Origin of the sequence: Pantoea sp. S18, from assembly GCF_045689705.1 — a bacterium.
Taxonomy (GTDB): domain Bacteria; phylum Pseudomonadota; class Gammaproteobacteria; order Enterobacterales; family Enterobacteriaceae; genus Pantoea; species Pantoea symbiotica.
Window position 1 is genome coordinate 1717176 of record NZ_CP142688.1, and the last position, 21768, is coordinate 1738943.

General features: G+C 52.8%; 27 protein-coding genes. 14 read left to right on the forward strand and 13 right to left on the reverse strand.

Going from position 1 to position 21768, the window contains the following annotated elements; all coding sequences use genetic code 11:
- Positions 1–14: 14 nt before the first annotated feature.
- Positions 15–1265: an NADP-dependent isocitrate dehydrogenase gene (gene icd / locus VIJ98_RS07930; protein WP_008108175.1), complete on the forward strand. Its 1251-nt coding sequence runs from the start codon at positions 15–17 to the stop codon at positions 1263–1265.
- An 84-nt stretch (positions 1266–1349) separates the two neighbouring features.
- Here icd and VIJ98_RS07935 read toward each other — a convergent pair whose 3' ends face one another.
- From VIJ98_RS07935 to VIJ98_RS07960, 6 genes are all read right to left on the reverse strand, one after another.
- Positions 1350–2762 (reverse strand): hypothetical protein, encoded by a 1413-nt coding sequence (locus VIJ98_RS07935; protein ID WP_323273240.1) that lies wholly within the window; start codon positions 2760–2762, stop codon positions 1350–1352.
- Positions 2755–3669, reverse strand: coding sequence for a glycosyltransferase family 2 protein (locus VIJ98_RS07940; protein WP_323273241.1), 915 nt, complete (start codon positions 3667–3669; stop codon positions 2755–2757). The genes VIJ98_RS07935 and VIJ98_RS07940 overlap by 8 nt, the downstream gene beginning before the upstream one ends.
- The gene (locus VIJ98_RS07945; RefSeq protein ID WP_323273243.1) at positions 3666–4025 is read right to left on the reverse strand and encodes a GtrA family protein; all 360 of its coding nucleotides are present in this window, start codon (positions 4023–4025) and stop codon (positions 3666–3668) included. The genes VIJ98_RS07940 and VIJ98_RS07945 overlap by 4 nt, the downstream gene beginning before the upstream one ends.
- A 176-nt stretch (positions 4026–4201) precedes the next feature.
- Positions 4202–5458, reverse strand: a complete 1257-nt coding sequence (locus tag VIJ98_RS07950) for a mechanosensitive ion channel family protein (protein ID WP_061716806.1) — start codon at positions 5456–5458, stop codon at positions 4202–4204.
- 99 nt (positions 5459–5557) lie between these two features.
- Positions 5558–5953: a type II toxin-antitoxin system HicB family antitoxin gene (locus tag VIJ98_RS07955; protein WP_154152625.1), complete on the reverse strand. Its 396-nt coding sequence runs from the start codon at positions 5951–5953 to the stop codon at positions 5558–5560.
- Between the two features lie 40 nt (positions 5954–5993).
- Positions 5994–6176, reverse strand: coding sequence for a type II toxin-antitoxin system HicA family toxin (locus VIJ98_RS07960; protein WP_036649445.1), 183 nt, complete (start codon positions 6174–6176; stop codon positions 5994–5996).
- A gap of 270 nt (positions 6177–6446) precedes the next feature.
- On the opposite strand from VIJ98_RS07960, the gene VIJ98_RS07965 reads away from it, so the two are divergent.
- Positions 6447–6644 carry a DUF6404 family protein gene (locus VIJ98_RS07965; RefSeq protein WP_008108184.1) on the forward strand — a complete coding sequence of 66 codons (198 nt, stop codon included), beginning with the start codon at positions 6447–6449 and terminating at the stop codon, positions 6642–6644.
- A gap of 101 nt (positions 6645–6745) precedes the next feature.
- Complete coding sequence (locus VIJ98_RS07970) at positions 6746–6940, forward strand: hypothetical protein (protein WP_323273247.1); 195 nt, start codon at positions 6746–6748, stop codon at positions 6938–6940.
- A gap of 28 nt (positions 6941–6968) precedes the next feature.
- On the opposite strand, the gene VIJ98_RS07975 is transcribed toward VIJ98_RS07970, so the two are convergent.
- The 3 genes from VIJ98_RS07975 to VIJ98_RS07985 all read right to left on the reverse strand — a co-directional run bounded on the left by VIJ98_RS07975 (position 6969) and on the right by VIJ98_RS07985 (position 8308).
- A complete protein-coding gene (locus VIJ98_RS07975; protein ID WP_007891510.1) occupies positions 6969–7217 on the reverse strand; it encodes a CsbD family protein in 249 nt (82 codons plus the stop codon).
- Between the two features lie 148 nt (positions 7218–7365).
- The gene (locus VIJ98_RS07980) at positions 7366–7917 is read right to left on the reverse strand and encodes a hypothetical protein (RefSeq protein ID WP_323273250.1); all 552 of its coding nucleotides are present in this window, start codon (positions 7915–7917) and stop codon (positions 7366–7368) included.
- Positions 7918–7978: 61 nt separating this feature from the next.
- Positions 7979–8308, reverse strand: a complete 330-nt coding sequence (locus tag VIJ98_RS07985) for a hypothetical protein (RefSeq protein WP_323273252.1) — start codon at positions 8306–8308, stop codon at positions 7979–7981.
- A gap of 199 nt (positions 8309–8507) precedes the next feature.
- Between VIJ98_RS07985 and VIJ98_RS07990 the strand changes: the two genes are divergently transcribed.
- Positions 8508–8687 (forward strand): hypothetical protein, encoded by a 180-nt coding sequence (locus tag VIJ98_RS07990; RefSeq protein ID WP_323273254.1) that lies wholly within the window; start codon positions 8508–8510, stop codon positions 8685–8687.
- Between the two features lie 129 nt (positions 8688–8816).
- Positions 8817–9200, forward strand: a complete 384-nt coding sequence (locus VIJ98_RS07995; RefSeq protein WP_323273256.1) for a hypothetical protein — start codon at positions 8817–8819, stop codon at positions 9198–9200.
- Position 9201: 1 nt separating this feature from the next.
- Here the strand turns inward: VIJ98_RS07995 and VIJ98_RS08000 are convergent, their stop codons facing one another.
- Together VIJ98_RS08000 and ldcA are read right to left on the reverse strand one after the other, a co-directional pair.
- Positions 9202–9876, reverse strand: coding sequence for an MBL fold metallo-hydrolase (locus VIJ98_RS08000; protein ID WP_179451226.1), 675 nt, complete (start codon positions 9874–9876; stop codon positions 9202–9204).
- A gap of 23 nt (positions 9877–9899) precedes the next feature.
- A complete protein-coding gene (ldcA, locus tag VIJ98_RS08005; protein WP_323273259.1) occupies positions 9900–10823 on the reverse strand; it encodes a muramoyltetrapeptide carboxypeptidase in 924 nt (307 codons plus the stop codon).
- Positions 10824–11004: 181 nt separating this feature from the next.
- Between ldcA and emtA the strand changes: the two genes are divergently transcribed.
- The gene (gene emtA, locus VIJ98_RS08010) at positions 11005–11616 is read left to right on the forward strand and encodes a membrane-bound lytic murein transglycosylase EmtA (protein WP_007891535.1); all 612 of its coding nucleotides are present in this window, start codon (positions 11005–11007) and stop codon (positions 11614–11616) included.
- Positions 11617–11720: 104 nt separating this feature from the next.
- On the opposite strand, the gene VIJ98_RS08015 is transcribed toward emtA, so the two are convergent.
- Positions 11721–12671, reverse strand: coding sequence for a sugar-binding transcriptional regulator (locus VIJ98_RS08015; protein ID WP_323273263.1), 951 nt, complete (start codon positions 12669–12671; stop codon positions 11721–11723).
- Between the two features lie 183 nt (positions 12672–12854).
- Here VIJ98_RS08015 and VIJ98_RS08020 point away from each other — a divergent pair, with 183 nt between their 5' ends.
- From VIJ98_RS08020 to VIJ98_RS08050, 7 genes are all read left to right on the forward strand, one after another.
- A complete protein-coding gene (locus VIJ98_RS08020; RefSeq protein ID WP_008108193.1) occupies positions 12855–13796 on the forward strand; it encodes a D-ribose ABC transporter substrate-binding protein in 942 nt (313 codons plus the stop codon).
- A gap of 13 nt (positions 13797–13809) precedes the next feature.
- The gene (locus VIJ98_RS08025; protein WP_323273265.1) at positions 13810–14421 is read left to right on the forward strand and encodes a DUF2291 family protein; all 612 of its coding nucleotides are present in this window, start codon (positions 13810–13812) and stop codon (positions 14419–14421) included.
- Entirely contained in the window at positions 14421–15935 is a 1515-nt protein-coding gene (locus VIJ98_RS08030) for a sugar ABC transporter ATP-binding protein (protein WP_323275760.1), read from the forward strand. The genes VIJ98_RS08025 and VIJ98_RS08030 overlap by 1 nt, the downstream gene beginning before the upstream one ends.
- Position 15936: 1 nt before the next feature.
- Complete coding sequence (locus VIJ98_RS08035) at positions 15937–17043, forward strand: ABC transporter permease (protein WP_008108196.1); 1107 nt, start codon at positions 15937–15939, stop codon at positions 17041–17043.
- Positions 17044–17131: 88 nt separating this feature from the next.
- Positions 17132–17965, forward strand: coding sequence for a transketolase (locus VIJ98_RS08040; RefSeq protein ID WP_008108197.1), 834 nt, complete (start codon positions 17132–17134; stop codon positions 17963–17965).
- Entirely contained in the window at positions 17958–18902 is a 945-nt protein-coding gene (locus tag VIJ98_RS08045; RefSeq protein WP_154181488.1) for a transketolase family protein, read from the forward strand. Before VIJ98_RS08040 ends, VIJ98_RS08045 begins: the two co-directional genes overlap by 8 nt.
- Before the next feature lie 2 nt (positions 18903–18904).
- Positions 18905–20392 carry an FGGY-family carbohydrate kinase gene (locus VIJ98_RS08050; RefSeq protein WP_323273270.1) on the forward strand — a complete coding sequence of 496 codons (1488 nt, stop codon included), beginning with the start codon at positions 18905–18907 and terminating at the stop codon, positions 20390–20392.
- Positions 20393–20594: 202 nt separating this feature from the next.
- Here VIJ98_RS08050 and VIJ98_RS08055 read toward each other — a convergent pair whose 3' ends face one another.
- Positions 20595–21329, reverse strand: coding sequence for a flagellar regulator YcgR PilZN domain-containing protein (locus VIJ98_RS08055; protein ID WP_323273273.1), 735 nt, complete (start codon positions 21327–21329; stop codon positions 20595–20597).
- 186 nt (positions 21330–21515) lie between these two features.
- Between VIJ98_RS08055 and VIJ98_RS08060 the strand changes: the two genes are divergently transcribed.
- Positions 21516–21764, forward strand: a complete 249-nt coding sequence (locus VIJ98_RS08060; RefSeq protein WP_008102737.1) for a GlsB/YeaQ/YmgE family stress response membrane protein — start codon at positions 21516–21518, stop codon at positions 21762–21764.
- Positions 21765–21768 lie beyond the last annotated feature (4 nt).

Here is a 21768-nt window from a genome sequence, read left to right on the forward strand (position 1 = left end):
CGAAGGAGAGGTTGATGGAAAGCAAAGTAGTTGTTCCGGCGGAAGGTCAAAAAATCACCCTGGCTCAGGGAAAACTTACAGTTCCGAATAACCCGATTATTCCTTACATTGAAGGTGACGGTATCGGTGTTGATGTTTCCCCGGTAATGTTGAAAGTGGTTGATGCCGCTGTGAAGAAAGCCTACAACGGCGAGCGTAAAATTTCCTGGATGGAAATTTATACTGGTGAAAAATCAGTAGAACTTTACGGCCAGGACGTCTGGCTGCCGCAGGAAACCCTCGATTTAATTAAAGAATATCGCGTTGCCATCAAAGGCCCACTGACTACGCCAGTTGGCGGCGGTATTCGTTCTCTGAACGTTGCGCTGCGTCAGGAGCTGGATCTGTACGTGTGTCTGCGTCCGGTTCGCTACTACAAAGGCACGCCAAGCCCGGTTAAACGCCCTGAAGAAACCGACATGGTGATCTTCCGTGAAAACTCAGAAGATATCTATGCCGGTATCGAGTGGAAAGCGGGCACGCCAGAAGCGGATAAAGTGATCAAGTTCCTGCGCGAAGAGATGGGCGTGAAGAAAATTCGCTTCCCTGAGCAGTGCGGTATCGGCGTTAAGCCATGCTCGGAAGAGGGTACCAAACGTCTGGTGCGCGCAGCAGTTGAATACACCATCACCAACGATCGTGATTCTCTGACCCTGGTTCACAAAGGCAACATCATGAAGTTCACCGAAGGTTCTTTCAAAGACTGGGGCTACCAGTTAGTGAAAGAAGAGTTCGGCGGCGAGCTGATCGATGGCGGCCCGTGGATGAAGTTCAAGAACCCGAACACCGGTAAAGAGATCATTGTTAAAGACGTGATCGCGGATGCCTTCCTGCAGCAGATCCTGTTGCGTCCAGCTGAATACGACGTGATCGCCTGTATGAACCTGAACGGTGACTACATCTCTGATGCCCTGGCGGCACAGGTTGGCGGTATCGGTATCGCACCAGGCGCAAACATCGGGGACGAATGTGCCCTGTTCGAAGCGACACACGGTACAGCACCTAAGTATGCAGGTCAGGATAAAGTGAACCCAGGTTCAGTGATTCTGTCGGCAGAAATGATGCTGCGTCACCTTGAGTGGTTCGAAGCGGCTGACTTAATCGTTAAAGGTGTTGAAGGCGCTATCGCTAACAAAACCGTGACCTACGATTTCGAACGTCTGATGGACGGCGCTAAACTGCTGAAATGTTCAGAGTTTGGTGATGCAATCATCAACAACATGTAATTTGCCACTCAGGCAGAAAGCATAACGGGAGCCAATGGCTCCCGTTTTTTTGTTCTAAAATTAGCGACTATTACAGCTAAGAATTTATTTCATTGCCAGTACGGATTGAGCATCAATAATAATGCACTTGCCTGCGCAGTTGTCGTTTCCGGTGATCACTGGCGATTCCGTAAGAGTGAAATTCATACCTGCTTCTTTCTTTACGGTGTATGCCATACCAGCAAATGTCCACGGCATGCCTAAAGATAAAGAACCAAACTCATCATATTTCGATGATTTTGCAATTTTTGGCAAATTCTCAGTATTTAATCGGTAGTAAAGAGTGCCATCGAAATCTTTTGGCACCACTTTAGTAATTTCGGCCTGTAAAAGTGCATACTCTTTTTGCTGAGGCGAAGAAAACCCCTCTTTAATATTGCTGGCTGCAAGCCATCCTGCAGCAACAGGAAGCAAAAGATAAATGAATCCTGAGTATTTTATTTTATCGATAATAAATAATAGCCCAATAAGGAAGCAAGAGGTGGTAATCAGCGAGAGCGCGCTGATAGTACGGTAAGCCGCCCAACTCTCTGTCACTAGCAAGTTTGGTGTCACTGCTGCAACAGCGAAGAGGAAAGATAAAAATACTTTTTCTTTGCCATTCTCGCTAATGTTTTTCAATCCGATAAAGATAAAACCCAACGATATAATGATCGAGAGTGCTTTTCTGCCGGTGTCAAAATTACAGATGGCATTTTTTAATGGTTCTACAAAGAACCATTTAATCTTTCCTATAAGATCAATGGTGATGTTACTTCTTGAAAGTGTCTCGCCGAATAACAGGAGCGGAATGGCTTTAGCTAATACTAATGCCATCAGCATACCAAAGAAAATCATTGCGAAAGCACGAATGAGTTCCTTTTTATCAATTTTGCGGGAGGTCAGGCAAGTGTCCATAAATGCAAAAAATAGGAAACACATTGCAGTGGGTTGATAAATAGCGAAGGAGAACGTGATCAGCAATGCTGATAACATAATCCCTGAAATGCCGCGCAATGTAGTTAATGCTGAGTAACTCAATCCAGCAAGAATAATAGAGGTGACAAAAGGAAAACATACTGACCACGAGTTGAATACCTGGAAAGAGGGCAGCAAACAGATCGTTAATGAGAATATCACTCTCTGCAGAGTATTTTTGAGAATATTTCTATCAGAGATAAATTTGTAAAAGTAACAGCTTAGTATGATAAGAGAAGAAACGGATAGCAGTCTTAACAGTATTAACGAGTCCACGCTGGATATAAAGAATGAGAGTAAATAGCGCAAACCGCCGTAGGCCGGCCTTCCTGAAAGAATATCCCATTTAAAAATGCTGGCTGGATCAGTCTGAGAGCTGAACAGATAGTACCAATCATCCGAAAAAGCATAGCTCGAGAGAAAAACGGGGCTATAACTGGCGAGCAAGGCCACGGCTAATAAAAAATAAATTTTAAAGTTATTGCAGACTATATTAGTCATTTGATTCCTTTTTTATATATCGAGGTCTGTGTTTGGTTTCAATATAGATCCTGCCAATATATTCACCTAATACACCTATTCCTATCAACTGAATGCCACCTAAAAAGAGTATTGAAACCAGTAGTGACGGATATCCGGCAACAGGATTTCCCCATATTATTTTATCAATAATCATCCATGCGCCATAAACGAACGACAAGAACGCGACAAAAAAACCAATATAGGTCCACACTCTGAGCGGAAATGTTGAAAAGCTGGTAAGCCCTTCAAGAGCCAGATTCCAAAGTCGCCATCCATTAAATTTTGCCTCTCCGGCAATGCGCGCTGGGCGGCTATATTCAACGATGGCAGAATCACCTTCCACCCAACTCAGAAGACCTTTCATAAACAGATTGCGTTCCTGCAATTGCTTAATGTTTTCGACAGTTGCACGAGAAAGTAAACGAAAGTCGCCAACATTTTCTTCTAATTTTGGTGAGCTAATTTTATTGTGTAACTTGTAAAACCATGCAGCAGTTTTTCGCTTAAAACGACTATCGCTACGCCTATCATTGCGCTTGGCCAACACAATCGGCCAGCCTTCTTGCCATTTATTTATCAGCAAAGGAATGACTTCAATGGGATCCTGAAGATCAACATCAACCGGAATGACTGCATCACCACTAGAATGTTCAAGTCCAGCGAGCAGCGCGGCTTCTTTACCAAAGTTACGAATGAAATTGATGACTAATACAGATTCGTCATTATTCTGAAGCGATTTAATAATCTGCTCTGTGCTATCAGTACTGCCATCATTAATAAAGATGATTTCAAGATTGTAAGAAGAAAGTTTTTCTTTAACGGTCCGGTAAAAAATAGGTATTGCATCTTCTTCGTTGAAGACAGGCACCACCAGAGAAATTTTCATTTTTTCACCCTAAAAACAATAAAGTTTGAATAGATGAAGCCGAATATCAGACTTATTATGGAAAATGAAATAAGCGTAATAATCGGATTAATATGCGTATGATCGGCGAAACTGCCAATACCTGCGGCCATCATGCCCATAAAAGCAACAAAGATGACATAGCGAAAAGTTGTCACTTCGGCTTTAAACGTCCAGCGTGCGTTAGCAAAAAATGAAAATGTTACGGCGACAATGAAAGCCAACAGATTAGCCAGCCATTGGCGGGTATTCAGAGAATACAGGGCTGCAAACACCATCCAATGGATCAAGGTGTTAATGATGCCTACTGATAAAAAACGTGAGAATAATTTCAACATAGTGAAATGTTAGCCATGAGGACATCATTATTTTAAAAATAGTGGGGAATTTTACATGGAGGCTCACAACAAATAAAGTTGTAAAATCATCGTTCTCACCAACATGTCATTAGATAAAGCCATTGGCTTACGAACATTAAAGAAACGGGAGCCAGTGGCTCCCGTTTTTTATTGCGTCAATCGACTGGCTGCTCATTGGACTTTGCCATCTGAGCTCGCTCCTGCGACAGCCGCCAGAAATCACTACCGCCCGGTTGCTGATACATCCGCAGCGAGAAGTGGCCGACAATCGCGTAGATATACTCAAAAATGGCCGATTGAGAATCCTCGTAATCCACCCACAGTACCGACGAAGTGAAGCAATAAACCTCGACCGGCAAGCCCTCAGGCGAAGGTTTCATGGCGCGCACTACGATATACATATCTTTCTTGATATCGTCGCGTTGCGACAGCCACGCCGTCAGGTACTTACGAAACACCGTCAGATTGGTGATGCCGTTTTCGGCAAACCAGCGTTCGCCCACCGCATTGCTGTCGCGACCATCCATCAGCGCCGAGAGTTGCTCACTGACACCGCGAATTTGGCTCATCTGCTGCACCATATCGTGATCGAGAAAGCGTATCGACATCTGATCAAGATGGAAACTGCGCATAATGCGGCGTGCGCCAGAGGAGAACATCGCCTGCCAGTTGGTGTAGGTTTCGGTGAGGAAGTTTTTGGTCGGGATGCGCGACAGCGTATTGTCCCAATTGCGAATGGTGATGGTGTGCAGCGCGATATCGATCACTTCGCCACTAATGCCGTTGTCAGGCATCTCAATCCAGTCACCGAGTTGCAACACATCGTTAGAGGACACCTGAATATTGGCCACCAGCGACATCAGCGTATGCTGGAACACCAACATTAACACCGCCGCTACCGCACCCAAACTGGAGATAATAATCACCGGTGATTTATTCGACATAATCGCCAGAATCATGATCGCCGAAATAATATGCACCAGAATCTTGCCGACCTGGATATAACCCTTGATCGAGTGATTCTTACGTTTGGCTTTTTTCGAATAGGAGTTATTAACGATCTCCAGCACTTCGGTAAAGAACAGCGATAAATACACAAAGAACAGAATGCCGCAGATGGTCTTTATCGCAATCAACAGATGCTCTGGTAAATCTGGCATAAACTGCAGCAGATAGTAGACCGTGATCACCGGGATAAAGTTAGAGAGCTTCTCCGACAGCCTGACGTCCTTATCCAGCGGCACCTGATTCTTGTGCGTGCTGAAGAACACCTTCCTGACCACCTTCACAATAAAGAATTTACAGATCAGATGGGCGATCATGCCGGCAAACATCAGTAACACCAGGCTGAATGCGGCCGACAGCACCGTGTTGCCCTCAATAAAACTTTGTATCTTGCTTAAATAATTCATTTCAACCACATGCCGGACAGTGTTGGCGGGAATTCAAACATAAACGCGCCAAAGGCGATATGCTACGCGTGCGCAAAGGCGTTGTTGCGCAGTGACACGTTAAGAGTGTGATAACGCTTTACGCGCGGCTTCAGCGAGAAAGTGGCTGCGGCTGTTATAGCGCGCATCATTCCCCACAGCCTGATCTATCTTCTCAATCAACAAGTTCGGCATAGTGATGTTGATGCGCTCAGATTTACCCAGATAGCGCGTAATATCGATCTCAACATAAATCCAAATTCCTGTCTGGCTAAAATCGGTGATCCAATTCTGCGAAGGTTCGGGAATGAGCATGCTTTTCTCTGCCATTAATTCAAAATGCGCACTCAGCGCAGACTGGGCATCGTAAAGGGTATGCTCTGGCGTATCTCCAGCAAAGTAGCAGCCGGTTACGTCAGGGAAGAAACCGCTGGCAGAGCCATCAACATCAATTTCAACAAAGGCGGGATACAACATAATTTTCACCTGTGGCTGAGTTTAGTAGGGCGTTATCGCGCTATTTAAGTTTGGCGTCCTTCAAAATCTGCATCAGCGTGCCTGTTTTTAGGTCCTTTCGCGGGTGCGGAACGGTAATGAGATAACTGAAATCAGGATGGGAGAACTGATGATGACTGCCTTTGATTCTTTCAAGACTCCATCCGGTGTTCACCAGCATTTTAATTAGCTCAGAGCTTTTCATCGCCATCACTGCCATCAAATTATACACACGATACACACCTGTGCAATCGTCCTACCTTGCCTATGGCGTGCTTAACCGCGCTTAAGTTAACCTGATGACGTCAAAGTTGCGGCAGAGCTAAATTGCAATATGTGCAGCGTATTCCTATCACTTTGCGTTGCTTTACAATTCACTTCATAGAAGCTTGAATCAGTTAACATTTACGTGCTGATGGCAGTGTGAAATAAAGACTAAACCGCTATCTTCAGCGCTTACGATTCAGGAGGTGGTATGCAAGGTGTAATCAAGTTCGTCAAAGGCTGGCTGATTTTTTCCCTGTTGTGGGGCATTTTTATGTGGTTTGTTTCATGGCAGGCGCAGGGCAAAGAGATCGGCATGGTGATTGTGATGAGCTTGTATGCGGGATTGATTTATCAGGCCCTGATGACCATGGTTGCGCGCTATAAAGCACGGCGCGCGCAAGTTTAGTTGTACACAACTGACTACAGAGCTTTGCGGCAAGTTGACGCTGATTTGCACTTACTCGGGCAATCTGAGCCGACAAATCTCAGCTTGCTGGTAAGAAAACGATGGGAAAGAAGGTTATCGTTGCATGGTTTTTTCTGCTGCTGTCCATGGCGGCTTGCGCCCAGCCCTCAGGCTTAATAACGCTCACCATGCAGCACGATCGTCATTTGAGGGTGGAAAACAGCACCGCAGATGTGGCTGAAACGCCGGATGAGCATATTCAGGAACGCGTTGAGGATGTTGGACATCGCCAATAAATTGGGGCCTTAAGGCCCCATTTACAGATTACTTACGTCCGAGCAGAAAACCGACAATCACACCAATGCTTGCTGCAACTGCCAGGCCGGTCGCGGGATTATCGCGTACCGATTTCACCACACAATCCGCTGCATCCTGAACCGCATAGCTAGCCTGAGCCGGATAACGACGCGCCGCACCTTTGGCTTGCTGACGGCGTGAACCGGTGAATTCGCCAAATTTTTCCTGAACGGCACCTGCCGCTTCATTCAATTTTGCTTCCGCTTTGTCGCTCATAATTACTCCCTGATCGTGGTGAATGTCCTGTAAAGCGTAGTCAGAGAAACTGCAGGCAGCAAATGACGCAGCGGTAAAGGTTGTAACAGCAGTTTGCAGTAAGCAAAAATTCTGCGCGCAGCAGAAAGGCGGGACGCAATAGTCTGAACTAGGGCTTTCCGCGATAAGCCGGATACCAGCTCACAAGGAAGTGACGCAGATGATCAAAACACCATTCGGCATCGTCGGCCTGCTGGCAGTAATAGCGCAAGGTCACTTTTTCATAGCGCATGTGGCGCTGCTGCAGCGGTGACCAACCCCAATCCAACACGGCACGCGCATAATTGATCAGCGTGCCGTTCTGCATATTGTGCTGCTTCTCTTGTCGGCTGAGGTAGATTTCAAACGCCTGATCGAGGCTTTGTGTTTCATCCGTGTTAAAGCCTGCAGTCGTCGGACGAAATGCCACATCGATAAAGCCGCACACGCCGTCGTCACGCAGCTGCCAGTCGCAGGCCAGCGTCATAAACAAGCCCTCCTGCAAATTGACCTCTTCCAGTAGGCGCCGCATATTTTCGGAATGTTTACCGGCGGTGATCTCATCAATTCGGTCGGTTTCCAGCGTCAGGTCGAATCCACAAGGATTCACTGAGCCATCCGCATTAGTACTGGCCGGGAAGGGGAAATCGATATAACCGTTGTTATCCAGACTCTTTTCCATCAGGCAGGTCCGCAGCGTGAGATGGTCAGACAATAAACCATCTCGCACTGCGACGCACGGCTTATGGGCACGTCCAGGTGATCATGGTGTTCTGATGGGGATTGATCAGGCGGAACTGTTTATCCGACAACCGCTGCGCGTAGAAGCCCTCGGCGGTGATGGCCGAAGGCACGTACTGAAAGCGATCGGTGGAGTGCAGCGTGCCGCTTTGCACCTTCACGCCGTCGCGCGAGACGGCGAAGGCGTTCACCAAATCAAAGATGCGCGCCTGCGTATTGCCCATCGATTGTCCATAAATCGTCGACACTTCGCCCGGACAGTCGACACCTTTCGGTGCGGAGCTGCAGCCAGCTAAAACTAAAAGGGTGAGTACAACCGTGATTCGCCACATGAGCACCTGCTTCATTCCCTGGTTTGCAATGGCACGCCAATGCGTACTGATAAGTGGATCATAGCAGGTCTGACGCTGCTTCCCATTTGTCATTTGTATAATCGTTAAGCGGAAGGAATGTAAAGGGGTGACTTTACTAGCAGAGAAACGGTATTCTTGCCAGCGTTGCGCACCGGGTAAGCAAAACAAGGGTAAATTAATGAAAGAAGAAGAAGCGAGTTTAATGATTCTTCAGCACGCGATCGACAAATTAGAAGCCGACAAAAAGATGCAGGTAATGAACTGCGTAGCGGCCATTCAGGAAGTGATGCAGCGTTTTGAAGCCGAAGAGGCCGGGCTGGCATTGATGTTGGTCGCGGCGCAAGTGGCCGCTGAGTAGTTCCTGCTCCTGCGAAATCTCGCCACGTTTGATGTACCAGGCTTTGCTGCTGTTAGATAACGTTCATGGAATGCAGCAGCAAAGCCAATCACTCCACGAAATCATCATTTAACCTCAGCGGAGAACCCAATGAAGGCGATAGTTATGGCCGTTGGCGTGCTGGCTTGTCAGATTGCGCCCGCCTGGAGCGAAACCGAATATCAAATTACCTGTCCCGGCCGTCCAACCATGACGGTATCGCGTGCCGAGTATGGTTTGAGTACCTTAATGTGGCCGACGCGCCACTTCCAGATCGCTGCTGGTCAGCAGCGCACCAGCCTGAAAGGCGGTGACAAAGTTGCCATCACCCGTTTTCGTAATGGCGATCAGTTAATCGTGAATAAAAATAACGATGAAACCTTCTTCGTCTACGCTAACAGCAACAAGCTGTTGCCCTGCAGCCGTACCGATAAGCGAGATGCACAGATTCTGTCACTGGAACGCTACGACGACAGCGAGCGCCCAAATTCGTGAGTTAATAACCCTGTTTGATTAGTTGCCGCTGGCGCAAATCCAGCGGTGATTGTTCCGCCTCATCGATGGCTGCCAGCCAGCTCTGCAAATTCACTTTGGCCCACGACAGATGTCCACGCGTGGTGCTCATCAAAACCACATCGGGACGCAACGAGCGATAAAGCTCCAGCGACTGCTGCAGTTCGGTGGGATTACTGTCTGGCATCAGCACGCTGATCCAGCGATTGTAGTCGCGGGTCAGCGTATCGCCGACAAACAGATAAGTCTGGCCGAGCGGCGAGTGATAGAGATAGCTGCTGCTGCCGGGCGTATGTCCGGGCGTCGGCAACAGGTGGAAATCGCCGAAGTGTGTCTCTTGTTGGGTAAAGGTTTCGTCGGGCTCAATCACTAAACTAACCGGTCCCAGCGAACGACTGTGACAATAGAGCGCACTATTAAAGCGCTGCTGAATGGCGATCGCGCCCGGTGCGGCTTCATGCCAGTGGGTCAAATAGTGGCGAATCACGCCGCCGGCATCGTTGAGGAATTCATGATCGAGTGGATGCTCCACGCGACCAATCAATAAATTGCCGCGTGGGTGGCACAGCATAAAGCCATGCATCATTAAATCATTCGCCGTCTCTTCGGCGGGGAATTCTGGCGTGGAGATCCACAAGTCGTCGTACAGTGGCTTCATTGTCGGTCTCCTGCGGCAAAACGTTAGCGCAATGTCGGGTGGCCGGTGAAGGCGAACTGTGCTTCTCCATTCTCAATCTGCAACGTGGCGCTGGCACCCAGCGGCAGCGTCACGGTATCGGCATCGTGTCCAAAAGCCAGATCGCTGATCACCGGAATCTGAAACTCATCACGGATGCGCTGCCACACGGTGGCAAAATCAAAACCGTTGTCATACGCCGACAGCGATGTGCTGGTGAAGCTGCCGGTAATAATCGCTTGCTGGCGCGACAAAATGCCACTCTGCTGCAGCTGAATCAGCATGCGCTCGATGCGGAACGGATGTTCGTTCACATCTTCGATCACCAGAATCCCGCCTTCGATTTGCGGCATCCATGGCGTACCAATCAGCGAGCAAATCATCGCTAAATTGCCACCCCACAAGGTGCCTTGCCAGCGGCCGTGATCCGGGCTTGTGCTCGGCCAGCTTAGATTGACTGTAGGTGAAGTTAGCGTTTGCCAAAAGTGCGACTCGGTAAAATCAGATAATGCCTCTGCACCAAAGTTACCGGCAAGCATCGGACCGCTGAAGGTAATCAGGCCGATTTGCGCCAGCAACGCCAGCTGCAGCGCGGTGAAATCGCTGTGACCGCACAGCGCCACCGGTTGATTGAGCAATCGACGTTGCAGACCCACGTAATCGATCTTATCCAGCAAACGTGAAGCGCCATAGCCGCCACGCACCGCCAGCACGATATCGGGCAGCGCCTCCAGCGTAGCCAGCGCGTTGATATCATTCAGCCGCTGCGCATCATCGCCAGCAAAGCGTTGAAAGCGGCGGGTGATGGCAGAGAGATTCTCAAGATGATGGCCTGCGGCCTGTAAACGATGCACCGCACGTTGGGCGGCGTCCTGATTGTGGCAATAACCGGAAGGGGCGATAAGACGTAGCGTGCGGGGAGTAACCATAACTTCCATCCTGCTGTAGAGTGGCCTGCCGATGATGACGAAATGCGTTATCGAAGTCACGGTAGCATAAGGTTTTTTACCGATTTAGGATAAACGGTAATTTTGCATCGCGCTGCGCCAGGTATGATAGCTTGCGCCAACCCTATTGCGGAACCAAAAATCAGTGAAAATTCGCCTACTTATGCTTTCTGCACTGCTGCTTGCTGGCTGTTCAAGCGAGCCGGAAAAACCGGCACTGCCCGAGAAGAATACGCCGTTGACCCAGGCACCGCCGTCGAAAGTGAATGATGCATGGTCAATGTTTACCGAAGATGCCGCCAGTCATTATGGCGTTGATGAGAAGTTAATCAGCGCCATTATTAGTGTCGAATCCGGAGGCAATCCCACCGTGGTGAGCCGTTCCAATGCGGTTGGTCTGATGCAAATTAAGGCCTCAACTGCAGGCCGCGAAGTCTATCGCACCCAGGGCCGTCACGGTCAGCCATCCTCTTCCGAGCTGCGCGATCCGGCGAAGAACATTGATATCGGCGCCGCCTACCTGAAAATTTTGCAGGACTCCGCATTAGCCGGGATTCGTGATCCGCTGACGCTGCGTTACGCCACTATTGTCTCCTACGCCAACGGCGCGGGCGCCTTGCTGCGCACCTTCTCGCGTGACCGCGACCGTGCTATTGCGATGATTAATTCGATGACGCCGGACGAGTTTTACCAGCACGTGCAGAACAAGCATCCGGCGGCGCAGGCCCCGCGTTATCTGTGGAAAGTCACCACCGCCTACCGCACCATCGGTTGAAGTAGGGTCGCCATTCATGGCGACCTTGCCAATAACCGCACCATCATGGCGACCTTATTCACAACCGCAGCATTCATGGCGACCTTGCCAATAACCGCACCAAACTAACCCTGCACCAACAATCTCGCCGTAGGATAATCCACAATCAGCACCTGCACATAACCGCCGCGCAACGCCCCGCGAATCGCCTGCGCTTTCTCTTTGCCGCCCGCTAACGCCACCACCTGCGGACAGCGTTTCACCTGCGCCAGCTCCATGCCAATCACCGGATCTTCCTCAGCGCTCAGCACCGGCTGACCATCGGCGTCAAAATAGTGCAGGCAGATATCGCCCACCGCACCGCGTTCGGCCAGCGTTTGCAGCATCGCACCGTCGTAATAGTTGCCGGAGTTGCGTAGCAGGGCGGAAGGCTCGAGATCGCCGATGCCGACAATCGCCAGATCCACCTGATCAAACTTTTCCAGTACCACCGCAACATCGGGATTAACCGACAAACGCTGGCGATCCTGCACAGAATGCTCAATCGACTGCGACGGCAGTAGCCACGCCGGACAATCCAGCAGCGCCGCCAGATTCTGCGTCAGAATCGTGGCCTGCACGTTGCCGTTGGCGCCCACGCCGCCCAGCAGCTGAATCACGCCTTTGCACGGCGCGCTGAGCGGATGCAGCGCATCCACCATCGCGCGAATGGTGCCGCTCCAGGATGAAATGCCGATCAGCTCATCGGCGCGCACCCGCGTTTCCAGATAGTGCGCGGCAGCGGAACCGATCGCCTGTTTAATCTGCAACGCCGACGCCTGATCCGGCACATCCACCACAATCACCTGCGGCAGTTGATACAGCTGCTCAATGGCTTTTTCCAGCTCAGGGAACACATTGGCCGGGGGCACCACGCTAATCTTCACCACACCTTCTTTCACGCTGCGATTGAGGATGCGCGACACAAAGGATTGCGACAGCTTCAGCAGCTGCGCAATGTCGGACTGCTTCCTGCCTTCCACATAATAAAGCGTGGCGATTTTCACCATCAGCCGCTGTTCATCCTGTTTTGCCATGGTTTTTTCTCTCTCTTAACCTGCCTGGTATTGTTAATCAGCCTGTCATAAATAACAACGCAGAACATTTTGTGATCGTTTTCGCTTTTTGAGGATTGGGCAATGGACGTGCTCAGAAAGCCAGCGCATAGTCATTATGCATATAAAATCGCAATTGAATATATATTCAATCGGAGATAACAAATGAAAGCCTCTGTCCTCAAAGTCTCTCTACTTGCTTCAATCATGATGATCTCGGCGGCGTCGCTGGCGGCGGATAAGGGGTTGCTGGCCATCATTACGCCATCACATGACAACCCGTTCTTTAAAGCGGAAGCCGATGGCGCGCAGGAAAAAGCCAAAGCGCTCGGTTACACCACGCTGGTGGCCTCACACGATGATGACGTGAATAAGCAAAACCAGCTGATCGAAACCGCGATCGCGCGCAAAGCCAAAGCCATCATCCTCGATAACGCCGGTGCGGATGCCACGGTTGGCCCAGTGCAAAAAGCCAAAGATGCCGGCATTCCTACCTTCCTGATTGACCGCGAAATCAACAAAACCGGCATTGCCGTGGCGCAAATCGTCTCCAACAACTACCAAGGCGCACAGCTAGGTGCTGAGAAATTCGCCAAACTGCTGAACGGCAAAGGGGATTACGTCGAGCTGCTGGGCAAAGAGTCGGATACCAATGCGGGCGTGCGTTCGCAGGGTTATCACGACGTGCTGGATGATTATCCCGATCTGAAAATGGTGGCGCAGCAGAGTGCCAACTGGAGCCAGACCGAAGCCTTCAGCCGCATGGAAACCATCCTGCAGAAGAACCCCAATATCGTTGGCGTGATCTCCGGTAACGACACCATGGCGCTCGGTGCGGAAGCGGCGCTGAAAGCGGCGGGCAAAACCAATGTGATTGTGGTCGGTTTCGACGGTAGCGATTACACCCGCGACTCCATCCTTAATAAAGGCAACATCAAAGCCACCGTACTGCAGCCGGGCTGGGATCAGGCGCAGATGGCCGTTGAGCAGGTGGATTACTACCTGAAGAACGGCAAAGCGCAGAAAGAGGAGAAGCAGCTGATGGATTGCGTGCTGATTGACGACAGCAACGCCTCGAAGCTGAAAACCTTCAAGCTGGCGCAATAACATGGAGGTCGGCATGAAGGGGAAAGCGCTGAGCGGCATGCTGGTGGCGCTGCTGACGCTGATGTTAGCCGCCTGCACCGTGGTGGATCTGGATGCCGACGGCAAACCCATCATGCCGAAAGATCCCAACGCCAAACCGGGCTACAGCGATCAAACGCCGCAGCAGATTGCGGAGTCAAGCTGGGCCAGCCGCGTGCAGCAGCCCGCTGAGAAGCAGGCGCTGAGCTGGGCGGATATGGAAACCAAAAGCCACACCGTCAAAGCCGGCGGCAGCGAAAGCGTGTTTGTGCGTGCAGCGGGCACGGTGACGGCGTTTGACAACAGCAACGATCGGGAACGCAGCCTCACCATGACCATCAACGGCAAGCCGGTGAAAGTGTTGATTGGTCCGGTGCTGCGCGGCAACGCCATCCGCGATGCGGCCGGTTTCCGCTTTGAAGAGTTCACCAATCAGGTGCAATACGCGCAACTGACCAAAGCACTGAATCGCCATGCGGTGAAACAGCTGCCAGCGGTGGATGCCAGCTGGGTGGGCAAACCGGCGCAGGCGCTGCTTGCCGTCAGCATGGGCGCGGGCACAGTAGATGATGTGGTGGCGGTGCAGCTGAAGCAGGGGAATCCATGATGAGCGACGAGATCATTCTGCAAGCCAATCAGATGTCGATGCTGTTCCCCGGCACCTTAGCGCTGGATCGTGTGGATTACCGCGTGTGGCGCGGCAAAGTCAACGTCATCATCGGCGAGAACGGCGCGGGGAAATCGACGCTGATGAAGATCCTCGCCGGGGTGCAGCAGCCGACCAGCGGAGAAATGTTCCTCAATGGCAACAAAGTGGCGTTTCACAGCACGCGAGACGCCGCGCGCCACGGCATCGGCATGGTGCATCAGGAACTCAACCTGTTTGAAAACCTCAGCGTGGCGGAGAATATTTTCCTCGGCCGCGAAATTCAGAGTGGCATTCGGCCCATCAATGAAGCCGAGCAGAAACGCCGCACCGCCGCCTTGATGCAGCGCCTCGATCAGCCAATATCACCGGATGAGAAGGTTGGCAGCCTGAAGGTCGGCCAGCAGCAACTGGTCGAGATCGCCAAAGCGCTGGCAGAGGACGCCGACATTTTGATCCTCGATGAACCGACCTCGGCGCTGAGCAAAACCGAAGTGGAGATCCTGTTTCGGGTGATCCGCGAACTGACGCGCCAGGGCGTTTCCATCATCTATATCTCGCATCGGCTGGAGGAGCTGATGGCGATTGGCGATGTGATCACCATTCTGCGCGACGGGCGTTTTCAGGCCGAAGCGCAGGTCAGCGATATCGACGTGCCGTGGATCGTACGCGAAATGCTGGGCAGCGAACCGGTGGGCACCTTCCTGCCGCCGGATCGCGAGTTTGGTGCGCCGGTGCTGGAAGCCGAACACATCACCTGCGTCAGCCCGAACGGCAACACGCTGGTGGATGATGTTAGCTTCCAGGTGCGTTCCGGGGAGATCGTCGGCATTTACGGGTTGATGGGCGCAGGACGCACCGAACTGTTTGAGTGTTTGCTTGGCACGCAGCGTAACTATCTCGGCAAGCTGTGGCTCGACAGCAAACCGCTGCCGACGCGTCTGCCGACCGCAGAACGCATTCGCATGGGCATGAGTCTGGTGCCGGAAGATCGCAAACGCTCGGGCATTTTTCCCATCTCATCGGTGGCGAGCAATCTCACCATCGCCAGCCTGTGGCTACGTCTGTCGCATCGCACGGTGATATCAGAGCAGGCGGAACGCGAAGTGGTGACCAGCACCGTCGGCAATCTGGCGATCAAAATCTCTTCGCCGGATGTCGCCATCAGCGCGCTGAGCGGCGGCAATCAGCAAAAGGTGGTGATTGGTCGTTCGCTGCTGACCAATCCGCGCTTGCTGCTGTTGGATGAACCAAGCCGTGGCATTGACGTGGGTGCGAAAGGCGAAGTGTTCCGCATGATGGTGAAGCTGTCCGAGCAGGGCATTGCGGTGGTGTTCTCCACCTCTGATTTGAAAGAGATCATGGCCGTTGCCGATCGCATCATTGTGATGTCCGGCGGCAAATTGACTGCTGACCTGCCGCGTGCTGAAGCGGAAGAGGCGGCGCTGGTTAAAGCAAGCGCACAAGGGTTCTGATATGAAAAACAACGGCGCGCTCGCGCTCGCATCGCCAGCTAAAGCGTTCAACTCACGCGAAAGCCTGATTCTGCTGCTGCTCAAACTGCGCACCTTTATTGCGCTGTTTCTGATTGTCGGCTTCTTCGCTATTACGGTGCCCGATTTCCTCGCGGTGGGCAGCATGGTGATCATGGTGAAACACATCGCCATTAACGCCTTCCTCGCGCTCGGCATCACATTTGTCATCATCACGGCGGGCATCGATCTCTCCATCGGTGCCACGCTTGGCCTGTGCGGCATGATCGCCGGCTGGCTGATCACCAAAGGCATTGTGTTGCCGATGTTTGGCATCGCCATCTTCCCCAGTGTGTGGTTGATCGTACCGATTGTGTTGCTGATTGGCGGCCTGATTGGCGCGGCAAACGGCTGGATCATTACCCGCTATAACGTGGCACCGTTCATCTGCACGCTCGGCACCATGTACATCCTGCGCGGCACGGCAATGCTCACCTCAGGCGGCGAAACCTTCCCCGGTTTACAGGGCAATGAAATGCTGGGGAATACCGGATTCGACAAGATTGGTGCGGGCTATTTCCTCGGTTTGCCGTGGGCCATCTGGATGATGGTGCTGCTGGCGCTGGTGATTGCCTACGTTGCGCGCCGTCTGCCGTTTGGCCGCCAGGTTTACGCGATTGGTGATAACGAACGGGCCGCTGAACTTTCGGGTGTGAAAGTGAAGTCGGTGAAAATCTGGGTGTATGCCATCTCCGGTTTTTGCGCGGCGATTGCCGGCATCGTGGTCTCGTCTCAGCTGGTGGCCAGCCATCCGGCGAACGGAACCTCCTTTGAAATGAACGCGATTGCCGCAGTGGTGCTGGGCGGCACCTCGCTGGCCGGTGGACGCGGCACCATTCTCGGCACGCTGATTGGTGCCTTCGTGATCGGCTTTCTCGCCGACGGTTTGATCATGATGGGCGTGAGCGAGTTCTGGCAAATGGTGATCAAAGGCATCGTGATTATCGTGGCGGTGATCATCGACCAAATGCAGAGCCGCATGCAGCAGAAAGCGGCGGTGGTGGCGCAGAAAGCGCTGATTGAGGAGGGCGGTAGCCCGGCAAAAGGTTAATCGGTTGGGTGCAGGCGCTGATTGTCTGCACCTTTTTTTCTCCATTACGAATAAATATTCATCAATGCTTTAAAATTCAGAGGTGTCTATGAATCCTTTCAAATATTCGGTAGCGGATCTGGCAGCGAAAGCGCGCGCCGTGCGCCGCCGCATCATTCAGCTCAATGCGGGCAGCCCGGCGGGCGGGCATACCGGTGCCGATCTCTCACAGGTGGAGATCCTCACCGCACTCTATTTTCGCATTCTTAACTGCGCGCCGGATCGCACCAACGATCCGCAACGCGACATCTATATCCAGTCGAAAGGCCATGCGGTGGGCGGTTATTACTGCGTGCTGGCGGAAGCCGGTTATTTCCCGACCGAATGGCTGCCGACCTATCAGCATTCGGATTCGCATCTGCCGGGCCATCCGGTGCGCCAAAAAACGCCGGGCGTTGAGCTGAATACCGGTGCGCTGGGCCACGGTTTACCGGTGGCGGTCGGCATTGCGCTGGCGGCGAAGAAAGATAACAGCGACCGACGTATTTTTGTCGTTACCGGCGACGGTGAGCTGGCAGAAGGCAGCAACTGGGAAGCGGCACTGGTGGCGGCGCATTACGGCCTCGATAACCTGGTGATCATCAACGACAAGAACAAACTGCAGCTGGCGGGTCACACGCGCGACATCATGAACACCGATCCGTTACCGGATAAATGGCGCGCCTTTGGTCTGGAGGTGAGCGAGTGCAACGGTAATGACATGGCGGCGGTGGTGGAAGCCATCGAAAACCTGCCGCGCAACAGCGGCAAGCCGCAGGTGATTGTGGCGCATACCGAAAAAGGCTTCGGCATCTCCTTTATTCAGGGCAAACCGGAGTGGCATCACCGCGTGCCGAAAGGGGAAGAGATTGAGTTGGCACTGGAGGAGTTGAAAGATGAGTAATGCAAAACACCTGGCGACGGTAATGGTCGAGGCATTTATTGATGCGGTTAATCGCGGCGTCGATTTAGTGCCGGTGGTGGCCGATTCCACCTCAACCGCCAAAATTGCGCCCTTTATCAAAGCCTTTCCCGATCGGCTGGTTAACGTCGGTATCGCCGAGCAAACGCTGGTGGGCACCGCTGCTGGCCTGGCGATTGGCGGCAAAGTGGCCGTGACCTGTAACGCCGCGCCGTTCCTGGTTTCCCGCGCCAATGAGCAGGTTAAAGTCGATGTCTGCTACAACAACACCAATGTGAAATTGTTTGGCCTAAATGCCGGTGCCAGCTACGGGCCGCTCGCCAGCACCCATCACAGCATCGACGACATTGCGGTGATGCGCGGCTTCGGCAACATCGAAATTTACGCGCCATCCTGCCCGCTGGAGTGCCGCCAGATTATTGAGTATGCGCTGGCGCATGTTGGACCGGTGTATATCCGTTTGGACGGTAAAGATCTGCCGCAGCTGCACGATGAGAACTACCAATTCCGTCCTGGCCAAATCGACGTTTTACGTGAAGGTCATGACATTGTGCTGGTGGCGATGGGCTCGACGGTTCACGAGGTGGTTCACGCCGCCGAGCAACTGCATGAGCAAGGCATTACAGCGGGTGTGATCAGCATTCCATCGATTCGACCTTGTGATACCCAACAGCTGCGCGAGCTGTTAAATCACTATCCAGCGGTAATTACCGTGGAAGAACACAACGTCAACGGCGGCGTCGGCAGCCTGGTGGCAGAAGTGCTGGCGGAAGGCGGCTGTGGCATCCCGCTGCTGCGTTTGGGTATCCCCGATGGCGAATACGCGATTGCGGGCGATCGCGCCTCAACCCGTGCCCGACATGGCATTGATGCCGCCAGCGTAGTGAAGAGTGCAGCGCGCATCTGTGCAGGAGCGTAAAGATGGCAGGTTCGGTGATACTGGCAATTGATGAAGGCACCACCAACGCGAAAGCGATAGCGGTTGATCGTGCCGGCAACGTGGTGGCGCGCGGTAGCCAGCCGTTGACGCTGGAACATCCGCAGCCTGGCCTGGCGGAGCAGGATCCACTGGCAATATGGCAGGCGGTGAAACAAGCGGTGAGCGATTGTCTGGCGCAGTGTGCGGGTGCGCAAGTTGCGGCCGTAGCGATTAGCAACCAGCGCGAATCGGTGCTGATCTGGCAGCGCCATGACGGTCAGCCGCTGACACCGCTGGTCAGCTGGCAGGATCGCCGCTCGGAGGCGTTTTGCCGCAATTTGCGCGTGGCGGGTAAAGCGCCGCGCATCACTGGGCTTACCGGATTGGCGGTCGATCCGATGTTTCCGGCCGGTAAGCTCACCGGCATGCTGGCCGCGCTGCCGAACGGATTTTCTCGCGCGCAGGCCGGTGAACTCTGTATCGGCACCGTGGACAGCTGGCTGAGCTGGCAGCTGAGTGGCGGCGAAAGCTTTGTCACCGATCATGCCAATGCGGCGCGCACCCAGCTCTACAACCTGCACAGCGGCGATTGGGACGAGGAACTGTTAGCGCTGTTCCATATTCCCCGTGCGGCGCTGCCGCAGATTGTGCCCTCGGCCAGCGCGCAGGGCGTGGTGACGCGCAACGATATTCCCGGTTTAGCGCCTGGCACGCCAATTCTGTCGCGCATCGGCGATTCGCACGCTGCGTTGCAAGCGCAGCGCAGTGGCAGCGAAGAGGTGGTTAAAGCCACGTACGGCACCGGTTCGTCACTGATGATGTCGATGGCGACGCCGCTGCTAACGGAAAATGGCCTTAGCACCACGGTGGCGTGGCACGACGGCACGTTGCGCTATGCCTTTGAAGGCAACATTACCCACACCGGTTCCGGCGCGGCGTGGCTGGGCCGCATGCTGGGCATCAAGGATCCACGAGAACTCACCGCGCTGGCGCAGCGCAGCGAACACAACCAGGGCATCTATTTTGTACCGGCGCTCTCTGGCCTCGGCGCGCCCTGGTGGGATTTAAAAGCGCGCGGCATGGTGTGTGGTTTGACCGATGCGGCAACGCCGGAGGTACTGGCGCGCGTGGCGCTGGAATCGATCACCTTCCAGATCGCCGACGTGTTTTTTGCCATGGAGCAGGCCAGCGGCGTGCAACTTCCTGCGCTGTGCGTGGATGGCAGCGCCACGGAAAACGGCTGGTTGATGCAGATGCAGGCCGATGTGTTGCAGCGGCCACTGAAACGCGTACCCACGGCAGAAGTTTCAGCGCTGGGTGCCGCGCTATTAGCGGGCCGCATCTTAGGCTGGTGGCAGCAGGGCAGTGAGATGCAGGCGTTGCAGGGTGGCAGCGTGATCACGCCGCGTGAAGATCAGGCGAAAAGCATGCAAGAGAATTATCACGGCTGGCTGGATGCGGTGGCGCGTTGCCGTTATCAGCCGCGTTGATGGGTGCGGTTTTGTGTGGATCTGGGGGATTGGGCGCCATGAGTGGCGTAAAGCCGCTCAGTTAAGCATTAATCTACATATGTATGCAGGTGCGCATGAATGCGCACCCTACGAAAAACGCGCCAATCCTTTGTAGGGTCGCCATTCATGGCGACCGATTCACACCTGGCTGACAAGCATTACGCCATAAAATTGAACGAAGTTACTGGAAACGGTTGGCCTTATCGCGCGCCAGACGTTCCAGCGCAAAAATCACCTGCTGCAGCTGGCGTTCCTGAATCGGTTCGATGGCGGTAAAGCGGAAGCTGAGGCGCGGTGTGACGCGAGTTTCATTCTTGCTGGTCACCATGGTGCGCTCACCAATGTGCAGCAGCTGTGCGGTCACCTCAAAGTGACCGTATTCAGCCAGGTCAACGCGCAGCTTTTTAAAGGTATCGCCGCGATTGAGGCCTTCTGGCAGCGCTTCGTCCAGCAGCACGCCCACGCCGCCCAATGACAAATCCTGCAGGCGGAAACGCGCAGTGCTGCCATCCGGCCACTGGCTATGGCAATAAAAAACCGGCTCCAGCGGCGCATTGACACGGAAGAACTCGCGGCGTTGAATCTGCCACACCAGTTCAGGTAGCGACGCAGCAAAAGCGGGCAAGCCTTCGAATTCGATACGCTGTAAACCGATTAAGCTAAATTCGACTTTGGCACCGTGCGTTTCGGCAAAGATATTCACTTCACCACCTTGCAGCGCTAAATCGTTATCCAGCGCGTTGCTGCCAAGGTCAAAGATCACCTGATCTTCATCGGCTGACAGCATGCGGCTGATAAACTGACCGCGCGAAAAATTCACCATCAACGGGGTTTGAAAACGCAACAGATCCTTCATCACGCCCAAAACCGCTAACGTGCCTCGCTTGAGGTATTGTTCTTTATCGGCTTCTCCCACGTCCTGCTCCACTTATCCGATTGTTATTTTCACGACTGACAATGCTGTTCGTCAGTTATCGGCGTGGCTGCGCTAACCTTTAGTTAGCTAACGATTATTTACTGCGGTAAGTTGCGAGGCAGATCATAAAATCCCGTCTATACTAGAGGCGGTGAACACATTGATTAATAACGTAAGGAGCAGTACATGGGTATTCTTTCATGGATTATTTTTGGTCTGATTGCCGGGATTATCGCGAAGTGGATTATGCCGGGTAAAGATGGCGGCGGCTTTATCATCACCGTAGTTCTGGGTGTGGTTGGTGCGGTTGTCGGTGGCTGGATCAGTACCCTGTTTGGTTTCGGTAAAGTAGACGGTTTCAACTTCGGTAGCTTCGTGGTGGCCGTGATTGGTGCCATTGTGGTGCTGTGGATTTACCGTAAAGTACGAAGTTAACAGC